The sequence below is a fragment of the Sphingobacterium sp. NPDC055431 genome (assembly GCF_053644255.1).
The window spans coordinates 83,852-98,108 of the sequence record NZ_JBSHLH010000011.1 but is presented as its reverse complement, the minus strand read 5'-3'; the positions used below and the strand labels follow the sequence as shown (position 1 = coordinate 98,108).

The following is a 14,257-nucleotide window of genomic DNA, read 5'->3' as shown; positions in this document are numbered from 1 at the left end:
AACTACCTATTTGTTATTTATAGTTACCATGCCTATCACACAGGTCTATAATCTATATCTGTCTCCAAATCGAAATTACGTTCGAAAACTAAAGAACTTGCTTGGTTTCGTACCTGGCAATGTACGCCTGTACCAAATGGCCTTCAGACATAAGTCTGTAGCGGTCATGATCAAGGATGGCGTCAAGAACAGTAACGAGCGTTTGGAATTTCTAGGCGATGCGGTTTTAGGATCGGTGGTAGCTGAATTGCTCTTCAAGCTCTATCCATACAAGGATGAGGGGTTCTTGACCGAGATGCGCTCAAAGATCGTATCCAGGGCAAACCTGAACCAACTTTCCCGTAAGTTAGGTTTTAACGAGATGATTGAATTCGATGCCCGAATGATCAGTTATCCAAACAAGCAAGGATCTCTTCTCGGAGATGCCTTTGAAGCCTTGGTAGGTGCTGTCTATCTCGACAAAGGTTACACCTTTACAAGGGAATTTCTCTTGTCTCGCATTATCAAGCCCCATGTCGATATTCAAACACTGGAAGTGACCGAAACAAACTTCAAAAGCCGCTTGATCGAATGGTGCCAACACAACAACAAAGAAATCAGCTTTATGCAGGTCGATAACCCAGAAGGCGAGTCCAATAAGATGTTTTCTGTGGTAGCTGTCGTTGATGGCGAGGAATGTGGCCTTGGACGTGACTTCAATAAAAAGAGCGCTGAAAAGATCGCTGCAGAACGCGCTTGCGAATATTTGAAGATATTCGAAGAGTAGTATTGAGATATGAGAGGTTAGATTTGAGATATCAAATCTGATAAGCCATCGTTTTCAATCATACTTATTGATTCCATTGTTTTAATGATTTGAGCATCGCAAAGATCTTGATTAGGATGATATCTCCATACTCAAATCTCAAATCTCCCATCCATTATTTCATGTCTAATGTCTATCTTTGCGGCTATGGCATCAATTAAACCATCTTTAGCAAAGGGTACTCGTGATTTTTCGCCCCTTGAAATGGATAAACGTAATCATATTTTCAATACGTTAAAATCTATTTTCAGGAAATACGGTTATTCCGAGATCCAGACCCCTTCATTCGAGAATTTAAGTACTTTGACAGGTAAGTATGGTGATGAAGGCGACAAATTGATTTTCAAGATCTTGAATTCAGGTGACTACATGAGCAAGGCTCCAGCAGATCTGTTGGAAGCCAAAAACTCGACCAGCTTGATTTCACATATCTCTGAAAAAGCTTTGCGCTATGATCTGACCGTCCCGTTTGCCCGTTATGTGGTGATGCATCAAAACGATATTGCACTTCCTTTCAAAAGATTCCAGATCCAACCGGTTTGGCGTGCCGACCGTCCGCAAAGAGGTCGTTACAGAGAATTTTACCAATGTGATGTGGATGTGGTAGGTTCTAGCTCTTTATTGAACGAAGCAGAATTTATCCTGATCTATAATGAAGCCTTGGCGAAACTGGGTCTGAAGGATTTCAACATAAAACTTAACAATAGAAAGATCCTTTCAGGAATTGCCGAAGTGGTAGGAAAACCTGAGCTGATCGTGGATATGACGGTAGCCATTGACAAACTAGACAAGATAGGTTTGGATGGGGTGAATAAAGAATTGCTTGAACGAGGATTCACGGATGAGGATTTAGCGGTCCTTAAACCGATCATCGAATTGCAAGGTTCCAATGCCGATAAGCTAGCATCCATGAAGTCCGTGCTTTCAAATTCAGAAGTCGGAATGAAAGGGATCGCTGAACTTGAGGAAGTTTTCGAATACCTGAATAAATTTGGACGTGCAGATCTTCTTGAAAAGATCGTCGAAGTGGATATCACCTTGGCCAGAGGGTTGAACTATTACACAGGTTGTATTTTTGAGGTGAAAACCAATGAGGTGCAAATGGGAAGCATCGGAGGCGGTGGCCGCTATGATGACCTTACTGGGATGTTCGGGCTGAAAGACCTAACAGGGGTAGGGGTTTCATTCGGAGCAGACCGTATCTATGATGTCTTGGAAGAATTAAATCTATTCCCTCAGGAAGGTTCTGAAAGAACAAAACTGCTGATCGTTAATTTCGAAGAGTCATTAGAAGGCTATACCTTGCCTTTGCTGTATAGATTGAGAGAAGCAGGTGTTGCCGTGGAACTCTATCCGGCAGCAGTGAAGTTAAAGAAACAAATGAGTTATGCTGATTCCAAGGGAATACCTTATGTCCTTTTGGTAGGAGATGAGGAAGCAGGATCAGGTCAGTTGTCCTTGAAGAACATGGAAAGTGGTGTTCAGGAAAAATTGACCATAGAGGAGTTAATAGAAAAATTGAAATAATAGAAGCGGTCCTAAGAGACCGCTTTTTTTGTGACTTTTATTTTATCGCTAGAAACTACAGCGGCGGATAGTCCATTATGAACCTCATATATTCATTCTTGCCAATGTTTTAGTCTGTTCCATGTTGGAGGAGGAGTTACTGAGCCAGCTGCGGATTGTGGTATTATTTTGACATAATCCGTATAAAACAGTGAAATGTAAACTAAAAATTATCAAAAATCTCGTTAATATTGATTAAATTTGTGGTCAGTTTAGTAAAGAAATTCAATACTTAGAAATGAGTTCAACACCTATAACAAAAGAAACCTACCTAGAGTGGTATGAATCCATGCTGCTCATGCGCAAATTTGAAGAGAAATCTGGACAGCTTTATGGACAGCAAAAGATTCGTGGATTTTGTCACCTATACATTGGTCAAGAAGCTGTAGTAGCGGGTACCATGTCAGTGATCAAACCAGAAGATTCTTTGATTACAGCATATCGTGACCACGCCCATGCCTTGGCAAAGGGAGTGTCTGCAGATGCTTGTATGGCGGAATTGTTTGGTAAAGTTACAGGCTGTTCAAAAGGTAAAGGCGGCTCGATGCACTTCTTCTCCAAAGAACATAAGTTCATGGGAGGGCACGGTATCGTAGGAGGTCAGATTCCTTTAGGTGCAGGTATTGCTTTTGCAGAGAAATATTTAGGAACAGACAATGTAAACATCTGTTATATGGGTGACGGTGCTGTACGTCAAGGTGCTTTCAACGAGACCTTGAATATGGCGATGTTATGGAAATTACCTGTGATTTTCGTTTGTGAAAACAACGGATATGCGATGGGAACTTCTGTAAAACGTACCACAAACATGCAGGATATCTACAAAATGGGTCTTGGATTTGATATGCCAAGTGCACCTGTAGATGGTATGGATGTAGTAGCCGTTCACAACGCTATGGACGAAGCCGTTCAACGTGCTCGTGCAGGTGAAGGCCCAACTTTCTTAGAGATCCGTACTTACCGTTACAAAGGACACTCGATGTCTGACCCAGCGAAATACCGTACCAAGGAAGAGTTGGAAGAATACAAAGAAAGAGATCCAATTATTGCTGTAAAGCATGCTATTGTTGAGAATAAATATGCTGATCAAGCTTGGTTTGATGAAGTAGAAGCAAAAGTGAAGAAAATCGTTGATGAATCAGTGAAATTTGCTGAGGAGTCTCCATACCCAGATGCTTCTGACATCTACAAAGACGTTTATGTACAAGAGGACTATCCTTTTGTCATGGATTAATTAATGATAATTACTTTAACTAAAATAGAACATTCCTAAACGATGGCTGAAGTAGTAAGAATGCCAAAAATGAGCGACACCATGACTGAAGGTGTAATCGCTAAATGGCACAAAAAAGTTGGTGATAAAGTAAACTCAGGAGACCTTATTGCAGAGGTTGAAACTGACAAAGCGACAATGGACTTCGAATCATACCAAGAAGGTACTTTGTTGTATATCGGCCCTAAAGAGGGAGATGCAGTTCCAATTGATTCTGTAATTGCGGTGTTAGGTGAAGAAGGTGAAGATTACGAGTCTCTGATCAAAGGAGATGGTGCTGCTGCTGAGAAGAAAGAAGAGCCAAAAGAAGAATCCAAAAAAGAAACTAAAGAAGATAAAACTGAAGAAGCTGCTCCAGCTGATTCAGGAAGCAATGTAACGGCAGAAGACTTAGGTGTTACTGTTATTACCATGCCTTTATTGAGTGATACCATGACTGAAGGGGTAATCGCTCAATGGAACTTCAAAGTAGGGGATACCATTAAATCAGACGATGCTATTGCGGACGTAGAAACTGATAAAGCGACTATGGAAGTTACGGCTTATGCTGATGGTACCTTGTTATATGTTGGTCTAGAAGCTGGACAAGCTGCGAAAGTAAATGATATCATTGCTATCGTAGGTCCTGCAGGAACCGATGTAACGCCTTTGTTGAACCAAAAATCTTCAGCAGGTACCAAATCTGAATCTAAGAAAGAAGAAGATAAACCAGCTGTTCAAGAAAGCAAGTCTGATGCACCTGTTGCTGCATCCTCTTCATCAAGTGATTCAAGAATCAAAGCTTCTCCTTTAGCTAAGAAAATTGCTAAGGAAAAAGGTATTGACTTGAGCCAAGTGAAAGGTTCTGCAGAAAACGGACGTATCGTAAGAAAAGACGTTGAAAACTTCAAACCTTCTGCAGCACCTGCTGCTTCGGCTTCCGCTGCACCAGCTGCCGAGTCTGAAGCAAAAACAATCAGCTTACCTCAATTTGTTGGCGAAGAGCGTTTCACTGAGAAACCTGTTAACCAAATGCGTAAAACGATTGCTCGCAGATTGTCTGAGTCATTGTTCACTGCTCCACACTTCTACCTGACTATCAGTGTAGATATGGACAATGCAATGGCTGCACGCGCGCAGATCAATGAGGTAGCTCCAGTGAAAGTTTCATTCAACGATATCGTTGTAAAAGCGGTAGCCGTTGCCTTGAAACAACACCCTAACGTGAACTCATCTTGGTTAGGTGATAAGATCCGTTACAACGAGCATACAAACATTGGTGTAGCCATGGCTGTTGAAGATGGTCTATTGGTTCCAGTGGTTCGTTTTGCTGACGGTAAATCACTATCCCATATCTCTGCTGAAGTGAAAGACTTTGCACAAAAAGCAAAAGCTAAAAAACTACAGCCTTCAGATTGGGAAGGATCAACTTTCACTGTTTCTAACTTAGGTATGTTTGGTATCGATGAATTCACATCGATCATCAACTCACCTGATGGCGCTATCCTTTCGGTAGGTGCTATCCAACAGGTTCCGGTTGTGAAAAACGGAGCTGTTGTTCCTGGAAACATCATGAAGTTGACATTAGGTTGTGACCACCGCGTAGTCGATGGTGCTACCGGTGCTCAATTCCTTCAAACTCTAAAAGGACTTATCGAAGCTCCGATCCGTTTATTAGCGTAATCGAAGCATCCATAAAAAACACAAAAGCCAGCAGATCTTGCTGGCTTTTGTGTTTATACTTCCCTCCATCATAAAGAACATAACTCCTAAAATGTCTTTCCTTATTTTTTGCCGAATTGCAATAAGTGAAAAGTTGAACCGTTTAGTAATTATCAGGAATTAATATCGATAATGGGGCAATACTTTAATGTAACTATAGTTTTATCAAAAGAAAGCTAATTTTTATTGTAAATTGTCACAATATATAGTAATTTGTCTTGATAATCATTAGAGATTATAAGCATTAAAAGAATCAGATTAGGAGCGTGTCAATAAAAAATTTATTATTCGTATTGGGGTTGGGGACATTTGCGATGTTCTCCTGTTCTTCGCCAGAAGCAAAACAAAAAGAGATAAAAATAGATCAGGCCAAAAAAGATAGTGTAGCACTGATTTATGATTCCACAAAAGCAGATAAGCAGATTGATGCTTTCATGCAAAACCTACACAAGAAATCCGCATTTAACGGGAATGTATTGGTAGCCAAAAAAGGAAAGATTCTTTACCAGAATTCCTTTGGTTGGGCAGATTACCTTTTGAAAGATAGCCTGAACATCAATTCGCAGTTCGAGCTGGCTTCTGCGTCCAAGCCTATCACGGCATTAGGCGTGATGAAGCTGGTGCAGGAAGGAAAGCTGAAGATGGAAAATACCGTCAACGATTTCTATCCTGACTTCCCATATCCTGGGATTACCATTGCCCAACTGCTATCTCATCGTTCGGGATTGCCAAACTATGTTTACTTTTCGGAGGAAGCATGGCCAGACCGCAAGAAACCGATGTCCAATCAGGATGCTATGAGCTTATTGATCGAAAAGCATCCTAACCGCTACGGAGCACCAGATGGCAGGTTCCATTACAATAACTCAAACTTCATGGTCCTTGCATCGATTATTGAAAAAGTAACGGGGAAAGACTTTGCAGTTTATATGAAGGAAAATATCTTCGATCCTGCAGGGATGAAGCATACAGCGGTATATTCTACTGCCGTGTACGAGAAAACTCCTTCCAATGTAATGGGACATGATAAGGTATGGCGTCGTTCGGTAGTGCGAAATTATTTAGATGGTCCGGTCGGCGACAAGGGTATTTACAGTACCGTCCAGGATATGTACCTATTGGACAGGGCAATCAATGAAGGCCGTTTGGTGAACAAGACCACTCTTGATTCGATGTATTTGCCTAGAAGCGATGCAAAACGCAGCCTATTCAGTTATGGTTACGGTTGGCGTACCTTTAGTCCGCCCGAAAATCCTATCGTCTATCATACGGGTTGGTGGCATGGCTTCAAGAGCCTTTATGTGCGCGACCTGAAAAACGATGTGACCATTGTTTTGCTAACAAATATGGCAAATGGCAGTTTGAATCACCTCGATGATTTGTATAAAATCTTAGAAATGCCTATTTTGAGACAAAATGCATATAACTCAAGTGGAGAATTAGTAAATTAAGAAAACCTAACAACAATATATGAAAAAGACCTTGATTTTAGGTGCGAGTACCAACCCGGCAAGATATTCGTATTTGGTTGCCAATAAATTGGCTAGAAAAGGACATCCAATCGTGAATGTTGGACGTAAAACTGGGAAAGTTGCTGGCGTAGAGATCGAACCTGCAGAGGACATTCATACTGACATAGATACGATGACCTTATATGTAGGTCCGCAAAATCAGCCTCAATACTATGATTATATCTTGAAGACCAAGCCGAAGCGTATTATTTTCAATCCAGGTGCAGAAAATGCAGAACTAGCCGACAAAGCTAGGGCGAATGGCATTGAAGTCGTAGAAGCTTGTACTTTGGTGATGCTGAATACAGGACAATACTAATCCAGAACTTAAAGATTTATTAAGGGGACAATGATTTTTCATTGTCCTTTTTTATTGGATTTTTCTAGGTCAAGGTCGGGTCTCATTCGAGGCATGTTCGGGAAATCTTGCAGTTTGCTCCGAATATACCATCGATTTGATTTCACTCATTTTGCGAAAATTCCGAATGTGTCCCGAACAAGGTCCGAATCTATTCGAGGGTGCTTGATGGATACTGAAATCTTAAATAAGTATAGGCATGGAAACCATGGGAAAGTTCGTTGAATTTAGTTCGATTTGACCTAATATGAAAACGTTGTAGTAAATAATTGCTTTTTTTTGTTTTTATATGAGTATTTTGTTATTCCTAAAGAATAACAATTTATTAAAAACCGTAGATATGAAAGGCCTATTTTCAACCTTAGCCGTTTGCTTGATTTCATTGCAGGTTTCAGTTGGGCAGGAGCATGACCTGAAACTGAGTTCCAAATTTATTGATGATCAGCTAAAGGCTTCAGCTGAACAGTACCAAAATTTAGTTTCCGTTGTACCTGAACATAAATTTCCAAAAACTTTTGAATCTGGCAAGCAGGAATTCTCCAATTCAGGTTGGTGGTGTTCTGGATTTTACCCCGGCACCTTACTTTACCTTGGAGAAGCTACCTCGGACCCTAAACTCAAACAGGCCGGCCTTGATAAACTGAAGGACCTGGAAAAGGAACAGTTCAATAAAGGGACCCATGATTTAGGGTTTATGCTTTTCTGTAGTTTTGGAAATGCCTTGAGATTGACAGGTGACAGTAGCAAATACCAACCGATCCTGAAAAATGGAGCCGAATCATTGAGCAGCCGCTTTAACCCGACGACCAAGACCATCCGTTCCTGGGACCATAATGTTTGGAAATTCCCAGTGATCATTGACAATATGATGAACCTAGAGTTCCTGATGCAGATGGCAAAGACCACCGGCAACAAGAAATATTCCGATATAGCGATCACCCATGCGAACACAACCATAAAGAACCATTTCCGTAAGGATAACAGTTCTTACCATGTGATCGATTATGATCCTCAGACTGGATCGGTGCTTGCCAAGCAAACCGCACAGGGTGCGGCTGATGAGTCGGCATGGGCGAGGGGACAGGCTTGGGGTCTGTATGGCTATACGATGATGTACAGGGAAACCAAGGATAAGGCCTATTTAGATCAGGCGAAAAAGATTGCGGACTATATGTTGAAGAGCCCTAACCTTCCGGAAGACCTGGTTCCGTATTGGGATTTTGATAAGGATAAGATTCCTGCAGACGATAAGACCTATTCCAGGAGAAGCTTGAGGGATGCCTCAGCTGCAGCGATCACGGCATCGGCATTGATCGAGCTCTCCCAATATACCAAGGGCAAAGAATCGACAACGTATCTGCGCAAGGCGGAAGGCATGCTTAAAAGTTTGTCTTCAAGCGCTTATTTTGCGAAGAAAGGTACGAATGGGGGCTATTTATTGGAACATAGCGTAGGGGCATTGCCATTGGATTCGGAGGTAGATGTACCCTTGACCTATGCGGACTATTATTATGTAGAAGCCTTGGTTCGGTATCAACGACTTTTGGATGGAGGGCCTGCCATAAAAATATAAAAAGCAGAAGATTTGGAGCCCCGGAAAAAAACCGGGGCTATTTTTTTTAAAAATAATTGACTAACTGTTTGATAGTTATAAAATTGTTTGTACTTTTGCAGTCCCTAAATGGGGAATTGTGTCTTGAGCGAAGCCCTACTGCTTCGATGGACGTTTAATTAATTAATTTATAACATGTCAGGAATTATTGGTAAAAAAGTAGGAATGACCAGCCTGTTCAATGCTGAAGGGAAGAATATCCCTTGTACAGTAATCGAGGCTGGGCCGTGCGTGGTTACGCAGATACGTACGGAAGAGAAGGATGGTTATTCGGCAGTTCAACTTGGCTTTGATGAAGCTAAGGAAAAGAACACGACGGCTCCTCTAAAAGGACATTTTGCAAAGGCAGGAGTTAGTCCTAAGCGTAAACTAGTTGAATTCAAAACTTTCACAGATGAGAAGCAACTAGGAGACATCGTTGATGTTACTTTATTTGAAGAAGGCGAGTACGTAGATGTAGTCGGTACTTCAAAAGGTAAAGGATTTCAAGGTGTAATGAAGCGTCATGGCTTTGGTGGTGTAGGTGGTGCGACTCACGGTCAGCACAACAGACTACGTGCACCGGGTTCATTGGGAGCTTCATCTTGGCCTTCAAGAGTATTCAAAGGAATGCGTATGGCGGGTCGTACAGGTGGCGAGAGAGTAAAAGTTCAAAACTTACAGATTTTGAAAGTTTACGCAGAACAAAACCTAATTGTTGTTAGTGGTTCCGTACCAGGAGCTAAGGGTTCATATGTAATCGTAGACAAATAGTAGAGATGGAAGTTAAAGTATTAAATTTATCAGGAAAAGAAACAGGTGCCAAGGTGCAACTTCCTGAGTCAGTATTCGGTGTAAAGCCAAGCGACCATGCGATCTATTTAGATGTGAAACAATACTTAGCGAACCAACGCCAAGGTACACACAAATCAAAACAACGTAATGAGATCGCGGGTTCAACTCGTAAATTACACAAACAAAAAGGAACAGGTGGTGCTCGTGCGGGTTCTATCAAATCTCCATTGTTTAACGGTGGTGGTCGTGTATTCGGTCCTCAACCTCGTGACTATAGCTTCAAATTGAACAAAAAATTAAAGCAATTAGCACGTAAATCTGCATTATCTTACAAAGCACAAGAGAACAATGTTGTGGTATTGGATGAAGTTAACTTCGATTCGATCAAAACTAAGAACTACGTTGCTTTAGTTAATGCGTTAAACCTTGCTGACGAGAAAACCTTATTGGTATTGCCAGCATACAATAACAATGTTTATTTATCAAGCAGAAACTTGAAGAAAGCAAAAGTTATCGTAGCATCAGATTTGAATACATATGATGTATTGAACGCTACGAAATTATTGTTAACTGCTGATTCTGTTAAAACTTTGGAGGAAGCATTCGCTAAATAATATGGAGATTATCAAAAAACCTATTTTAACTGAGAAAGCTTCATTGTTAACGGAAAAATTAAACCGTTACGCTTTCAAAGTAGATCATAGAGCAAACAAGATTCAAATCAAAGCTGCAGTAGAGCAAATGTTTGGTGTTACTGTATTAGCAGTAAACACAGCAGTTGTTGCGGGTAAGGCAAAAAGCCGTTACACGAAAGCAGGATTTGTATCCGGAAGAAGCCCTAAATATAAAAAGGCCATCATTACAGTTAAAGATGGTGAAACTATTGACTTTTACAGTACACTATAATAAGAAATGGCAGTTAAAAGATTCAAACCGGTTACCCCTGGTACTCGCTTCAGAGTAGGTGCTGATTATTCAGACGTTACAACTAACGTACCTGAGAAATCATTAGTAGTTAGCATCAAGAAATCAGGTGGTCGTAATAACTCCGGTAAAATGACTATGCGTTACATCGGTGGGGGACACAAAAAATCATACCGATTAATAGATTTCAAACGCGATAAAAAAGATATCCCTGCAAAAGTTGCTACCATTGAGTACGATCCAAATCGTACTGCACGTATTGCTTTATTGCACTACGCAGATGGAGAGAAACGTTACATCATTGCACCAGCTGGATTAACAGTAGGTCAGACAGTGATTGCAGGCGAATCAGTAGCCCCAGAAGTAGGTAATACTATGCCATTGGCAAACATCCCATTGGGTTCGATCATCCACAACATTGAGTTGAATCCAGGACAAGGTGGTTCCATTGCACGTTCAGCAGGTACATATGCACAATTGTCTGCACGTGATGGTAAGTATGCTATTATCAAATTGCCTTCAGGCGAGACTCGTATGATTTTATTGACATGTGTTGCTACGATCGGTTCGGTATCGAACGCAGAGAAAGCAAACCAAGTATTGGGTAAAGCAGGTCGTAAACGTTGGTTAGGTCGTCGTCCTAGAGTTCGTGGTGTTGCGATGAACCCGGTTGATCACCCTATGGGTGGTGGTGAAGGACGTTCATCAGGAGGTCACCCACGCTCACGCACAGGTGTATTAGCTAAAGGCTACAAAACACGCTACAAGAAGAAAACATCGAATCGTTACATCATTGAGAGAAGGAAAAAATAATGGCTCGTTCAATTAAAAAAGGTCCTTATATCGATCACAACTTAGAAAGAAAAGTTCTTTCTATGAATGAAACAAACAAGAAATCAGTAATCAAAACTTGGTCTCGTAGATCAATGATTTCACCTGATTTTGTTGGTCATACCTTCGCAGTGCACAACGGGAATAAATTCATTCCGGTTTATGTAACAGAAAATATGGTTGGTCACAAGCTTGGTGAATTTGCGCCTACGCGTACTTTCAGAGGCCACGCAGAAAAGAAAAAATAATAGGTAATGGAAGCAACAAAAAAACTCAAAAAGTCTGTTTTAATTAAGCAGCGCAAGGAGCAGGCAAAAGCTCAAGTAGGAGGAGCTTCTACTGCCAAGTTATTGAATTGCCCTACTTCACCTCGTAAGATGCGTCTAGTAGTGGATCTTATCCGTGGACAGAAAGTAGAGAACGCTCTTTACATCCTTAAACATTCAGGAAAAGAAGCTTCAATCCGCGTTGAGAAATTATTATTATCAGCGATCAAGAACTGGGAAGCTCACAACGAAGGTTCTTCAGTAGAAGACGGTGGATTGTTTGTTAAGGAAGTATCTGTAGGTGGCGGTCGTCAATTGAAGAGATTACGTCCAGCACCACAAGGTCGTGGCTATAGAATTCGCAAGCGTTCAAACCATGTAACTTTGGTAGTAGACAGTATTAATAACGTTAACAACTAATTATATTAAGAATGGGACAAAAAGCAAATCCAATAGGTAGCAGATTAGGAATCATCAAAGGATGGGATTCTAATTGGTTCGGAGGCAACAACTATTCTGATAAGTTGGTTGAGGACGAAAAAATAAGAAAATATCTTTCTGTACGTATCGCAAAAGGCGGTGTAGCAAAAGTTGTTATTGAGAGAACGTTGAAACGTATCACTGTAACGATCCATACTGCACGTCCAGGAATCGTAATTGGTAAAGGTGGTCAAGAAGTTGATAAGATCAAAGAAGAGTTAAAGAAATTAACTAAGAAAGATGTTCAGATCAACATTTTTGAGATCAAACGCCCAGAATTAGACGCAAAACTAGTTGCAGAAGGCATTGCTAAGCAATTAGAGGCACGTATTTCATTCCGTCGTGCAATGAAGACTGCGATTGCATCTACAATGCGTATGGGAGCAGAAGGTATCAAGGTAATGTGTTCAGGTCGTTTAGGTGGTGCTGAGATGGCACGTACCGAGCAGTACAAAGAAGGAAGAACTCCTCTACACACATTGCGTGCAGATATCGATTATGCATTAGCAGAAGCATTGACAACTTACGGTAAGATTGGCGTAAAAGTTTGGATCTGTAAAGGTGAAGTTTACGGTAAGAGAGATTTATCTCCAAACATTGGTCAAGCATCAGGCGTAAAATCACGTGGTGGCAACGAAGGTGGTGATAACAACAACCGTCGTGACAACCGTGGAGGTCGCGGTGGAAACCGTGGCGGACGCCGTGACAACAACCGTGGAGGTAAAAGAGATTAATTAATAACAAGATTTAGATTATCTGTTCAACAGATTTAAAAAAATACGAACATGTTACAGCCAAAAAGAACGAAGTTCAGAAAGATGCAGAAAGGCCGCATGAAAGGTAATGCCACTCGTGGAGCGGAATTAGCTTTCGGATCTTTCGGTATCAAATCAATGGAACCAGCATGGATCACAAGCCGTCAGATTGAGGCAGCTCGTATTGCGGTAACACGTTATATGAAGCGTGAAGGACAAGTTTGGATCCGCATTTTCCCTGACAAACCTGTTACCAAGAAACCTGCAGAGGTACGTATGGGTAAAGGTAAGGGTGCTCCAGAATATTGGGTAGCCGTAGTGCGCCCAGGCCGTATGTTATTTGAGGCAGAAGGCGTTCCATTGGAAATCGCTAAAGAAGCATTACGCTTAGCTGCACAAAAATTACCGGTTCAAACGAAATTTGTGATACGTAGAGATTACGTTGAAGCATAATAATCGTCGGTAATGTCAAGAGTTCAGCCTTACTGCCGTTACCAGTAAGGCCGCTTAACACTCGAGATAACCCGGCACAACAAATTGAAAAATGAAAAATTCAGAAATCGTAGAATTATCAACTGAGGATTTAACAGCTCGTCTTGCTGAAGAGAAAGCTGCCTTGAACAAATTGAAATTTGCACATGCTGTTTCTGCTATTGAGAATCCAAACGTGATCAAAGCAGCTCGCAAAACTATCGCTCGTATCTCTACCGAGATTTCAAAGCGTACTAATGCAGCAAAATCTGAAACAGCCGCTGAGGCATAAAATTAAAGTCGAAATGGAAAGAAATTTAAGAAAAACAAGAATCGGCTTAGTAGTTAGCAACAAGATGGACAAATCTATCGTAGTGGCTGTTGAACGTAAAGTAAAGCACCCTATTTACGGTAAATTCGTTAAGAAAACTACTAAATTTAAAGCTCATGACGAACAAAATACCTGCGGTATCGGCGATACGGTATTAATTATGGAGACACGTCCGCTGAGTAAAACTAAGAACTGGAGATTAGTAGAAATTTTAGAAAGGGCTAAATAATGGTACAACAGGAATCAAGACTAAATGTAGCTGACAACAGCGGAGCTAAAGAAGTTTTAGTAATCCGTGTGTTAGGCGGTACGCGCAAGCGTTATGCATCTATCGGTGATAAAATTGTTGTTACCGTTAAGAGCGCACTACCTTCAGGAAACGTGAAAAAAGGATCAGTTTCAAAAGCAGTTGTAGTACGTACGAAAAAAGAGATCCGTCGTAAAGATGGTTCTTACATTCGCTTCGATGACAACGCTGCAGTATTGTTAAATAATAACGATGAACCACGCGGAACACGTATCTTCGGCCCAGTTGCCAGAGAATTGCGTGAGAAACAGTTCATGAAAATTGTATCATTAGCACCGGAGGTTTTATAATT

Annotated in this window: 18 protein-coding genes; all 18 read left to right on the top strand. The window is 41.1% G+C overall.

Annotated features, from left to right (window positions below; genetic code table 11):
* Positions 1-28 precede the first annotated feature (28 nt).
* The 18 genes from rnc to rplN all read left to right on the top strand — a co-directional run bounded on the left by rnc (position 29) and on the right by rplN (position 14,255).
* Positions 29-766 (top strand): ribonuclease III, encoded by a 738-nt coding sequence (gene rnc, locus ACWIB3_RS11620; RefSeq protein ID WP_185213303.1) that lies wholly within the window; start codon positions 29-31, stop codon positions 764-766.
* A gap of 186 nt (positions 767-952) precedes the next feature.
* Positions 953-2,332: a histidine--tRNA ligase gene (gene hisS, locus ACWIB3_RS11615; RefSeq protein WP_454291654.1), complete on the top strand. Its 1,380-nt coding sequence runs from the start codon at positions 953-955 to the stop codon at positions 2,330-2,332.
* Between the two features lie 277 nt (positions 2,333-2,609).
* On the top strand, positions 2,610-3,605 hold the full coding sequence (gene pdhA, locus ACWIB3_RS11610; RefSeq protein WP_093100421.1) for a pyruvate dehydrogenase (acetyl-transferring) E1 component subunit alpha: 996 nt from the start codon (positions 2,610-2,612) through the stop codon (positions 3,603-3,605).
* Between the two features lie 42 nt (positions 3,606-3,647).
* Positions 3,648-5,306 carry a pyruvate dehydrogenase complex dihydrolipoamide acetyltransferase gene (locus tag ACWIB3_RS11605; RefSeq protein WP_185213305.1) on the top strand — a complete coding sequence of 553 codons (1,659 nt, stop codon included), beginning with the start codon at positions 3,648-3,650 and terminating at the stop codon, positions 5,304-5,306.
* A 311-nt stretch (positions 5,307-5,617) separates the two neighbouring features.
* Positions 5,618-6,796: a serine hydrolase domain-containing protein gene (locus tag ACWIB3_RS11600; protein ID WP_374671120.1), complete on the top strand. Its 1,179-nt coding sequence runs from the start codon at positions 5,618-5,620 to the stop codon at positions 6,794-6,796.
* 19 nt (positions 6,797-6,815) lie between these two features.
* Positions 6,816-7,175, top strand: coding sequence for a CoA-binding protein (locus ACWIB3_RS11595; RefSeq protein WP_185217651.1), 360 nt, complete (start codon positions 6,816-6,818; stop codon positions 7,173-7,175).
* Between the two features lie 379 nt (positions 7,176-7,554).
* A complete protein-coding gene (locus ACWIB3_RS11590; RefSeq protein ID WP_454291653.1) occupies positions 7,555-8,787 on the top strand; it encodes a glycoside hydrolase family 88 protein in 1,233 nt (410 codons plus the stop codon).
* Positions 8,788-8,961: 174 nt separating this feature from the next.
* Complete coding sequence (gene rplC / locus ACWIB3_RS11585; RefSeq protein WP_093100415.1) at positions 8,962-9,579, top strand: 50S ribosomal protein L3; 618 nt, start codon at positions 8,962-8,964, stop codon at positions 9,577-9,579.
* Positions 9,580-9,584: 5 nt separating this feature from the next.
* The gene (gene rplD / locus ACWIB3_RS11580) at positions 9,585-10,214 is read left to right on the top strand and encodes a 50S ribosomal protein L4 (protein ID WP_093100413.1); all 630 of its coding nucleotides are present in this window, start codon (positions 9,585-9,587) and stop codon (positions 10,212-10,214) included.
* 1 nt (position 10,215) lies between these two features.
* On the top strand, positions 10,216-10,506 hold the full coding sequence (gene rplW, locus ACWIB3_RS11575) for a 50S ribosomal protein L23 (RefSeq protein ID WP_093100412.1): 291 nt from the start codon (positions 10,216-10,218) through the stop codon (positions 10,504-10,506).
* A gap of 6 nt (positions 10,507-10,512) precedes the next feature.
* The gene (gene rplB, locus ACWIB3_RS11570) at positions 10,513-11,337 is read left to right on the top strand and encodes a 50S ribosomal protein L2 (RefSeq protein WP_093100410.1); all 825 of its coding nucleotides are present in this window, start codon (positions 10,513-10,515) and stop codon (positions 11,335-11,337) included.
* Positions 11,337-11,603 (top strand): 30S ribosomal protein S19, encoded by a 267-nt coding sequence (rpsS, locus tag ACWIB3_RS11565; RefSeq protein WP_002997495.1) that lies wholly within the window; start codon positions 11,337-11,339, stop codon positions 11,601-11,603. The genes rplB and rpsS overlap by 1 nt, the downstream gene beginning before the upstream one ends.
* Positions 11,604-11,609: 6 nt before the next feature.
* Positions 11,610-12,041 (top strand): 50S ribosomal protein L22, encoded by a 432-nt coding sequence (rplV, locus tag ACWIB3_RS11560; protein WP_093100409.1) that lies wholly within the window; start codon positions 11,610-11,612, stop codon positions 12,039-12,041.
* Positions 12,042-12,052: 11 nt separating this feature from the next.
* Positions 12,053-12,835, top strand: coding sequence for a 30S ribosomal protein S3 (rpsC, locus tag ACWIB3_RS11555; RefSeq protein ID WP_094257904.1), 783 nt, complete (start codon positions 12,053-12,055; stop codon positions 12,833-12,835).
* 51 nt (positions 12,836-12,886) lie between these two features.
* Positions 12,887-13,309: a 50S ribosomal protein L16 gene (gene rplP, locus ACWIB3_RS11550; RefSeq protein WP_094257903.1), complete on the top strand. Its 423-nt coding sequence runs from the start codon at positions 12,887-12,889 to the stop codon at positions 13,307-13,309.
* A gap of 91 nt (positions 13,310-13,400) precedes the next feature.
* Positions 13,401-13,619 (top strand): 50S ribosomal protein L29, encoded by a 219-nt coding sequence (gene rpmC / locus ACWIB3_RS11545; protein WP_185213308.1) that lies wholly within the window; start codon positions 13,401-13,403, stop codon positions 13,617-13,619.
* Positions 13,620-13,632: 13 nt separating this feature from the next.
* A complete protein-coding gene (gene rpsQ, locus ACWIB3_RS11540; RefSeq protein WP_013665010.1) occupies positions 13,633-13,887 on the top strand; it encodes a 30S ribosomal protein S17 in 255 nt (84 codons plus the stop codon).
* A complete protein-coding gene (gene rplN / locus ACWIB3_RS11535) occupies positions 13,887-14,255 on the top strand; it encodes a 50S ribosomal protein L14 (protein WP_002997484.1) in 369 nt (122 codons plus the stop codon). The genes rpsQ and rplN overlap by 1 nt, the downstream gene beginning before the upstream one ends.
* Positions 14,256-14,257: the final 2 nt, after the last annotated feature.

Bases quoted from the DNA above. Each gene is read 5' to 3' on its own strand.
- rpmC (WP_185213308.1), top strand. From the start codon at position 13,401: ATGAAAAATTCAGAAATCGTAGAATTATCAACTGAGGATTTAACAGCT.
- rplN (WP_002997484.1), top strand. From the start codon at position 13,887: ATGGTACAACAGGAATCAAGACTAAATGTAGCTGACAACAGCGGAGCT.
- rpsQ (WP_013665010.1), top strand. From the start codon at position 13,633: ATGGAAAGAAATTTAAGAAAAACAAGAATCGGCTTAGTAGTTAGCAAC.
- rnc (WP_185213303.1), top strand. From the start codon at position 29: ATGCCTATCACACAGGTCTATAATCTATATCTGTCTCCAAATCGAAAT.
- ACWIB3_RS11590 (WP_454291653.1), top strand. From the start codon at position 7,555: ATGAAAGGCCTATTTTCAACCTTAGCCGTTTGCTTGATTTCATTGCAG.
- rplD (WP_093100413.1), top strand. From the start codon at position 9,585: ATGGAAGTTAAAGTATTAAATTTATCAGGAAAAGAAACAGGTGCCAAG.
- rpsS (WP_002997495.1), top strand. From the start codon at position 11,337: ATGGCTCGTTCAATTAAAAAAGGTCCTTATATCGATCACAACTTAGAA.
- pdhA (WP_093100421.1), top strand. From the start codon at position 2,610: ATGAGTTCAACACCTATAACAAAAGAAACCTACCTAGAGTGGTATGAA.
- rplB (WP_093100410.1), top strand. From the start codon at position 10,513: ATGGCAGTTAAAAGATTCAAACCGGTTACCCCTGGTACTCGCTTCAGA.
- hisS (WP_454291654.1), top strand. From the start codon at position 953: ATGGCATCAATTAAACCATCTTTAGCAAAGGGTACTCGTGATTTTTCG.
- rplP (WP_094257903.1), top strand. From the start codon at position 12,887: ATGTTACAGCCAAAAAGAACGAAGTTCAGAAAGATGCAGAAAGGCCGC.
- rplW (WP_093100412.1), top strand. From the start codon at position 10,216: ATGGAGATTATCAAAAAACCTATTTTAACTGAGAAAGCTTCATTGTTA.
- ACWIB3_RS11595 (WP_185217651.1), top strand. From the start codon at position 6,816: ATGAAAAAGACCTTGATTTTAGGTGCGAGTACCAACCCGGCAAGATAT.
- ACWIB3_RS11605 (WP_185213305.1), top strand. From the start codon at position 3,648: ATGGCTGAAGTAGTAAGAATGCCAAAAATGAGCGACACCATGACTGAA.
- rplC (WP_093100415.1), top strand. From the start codon at position 8,962: ATGTCAGGAATTATTGGTAAAAAAGTAGGAATGACCAGCCTGTTCAAT.
- rpsC (WP_094257904.1), top strand. From the start codon at position 12,053: ATGGGACAAAAAGCAAATCCAATAGGTAGCAGATTAGGAATCATCAAA.
- rplV (WP_093100409.1), top strand. From the start codon at position 11,610: ATGGAAGCAACAAAAAAACTCAAAAAGTCTGTTTTAATTAAGCAGCGC.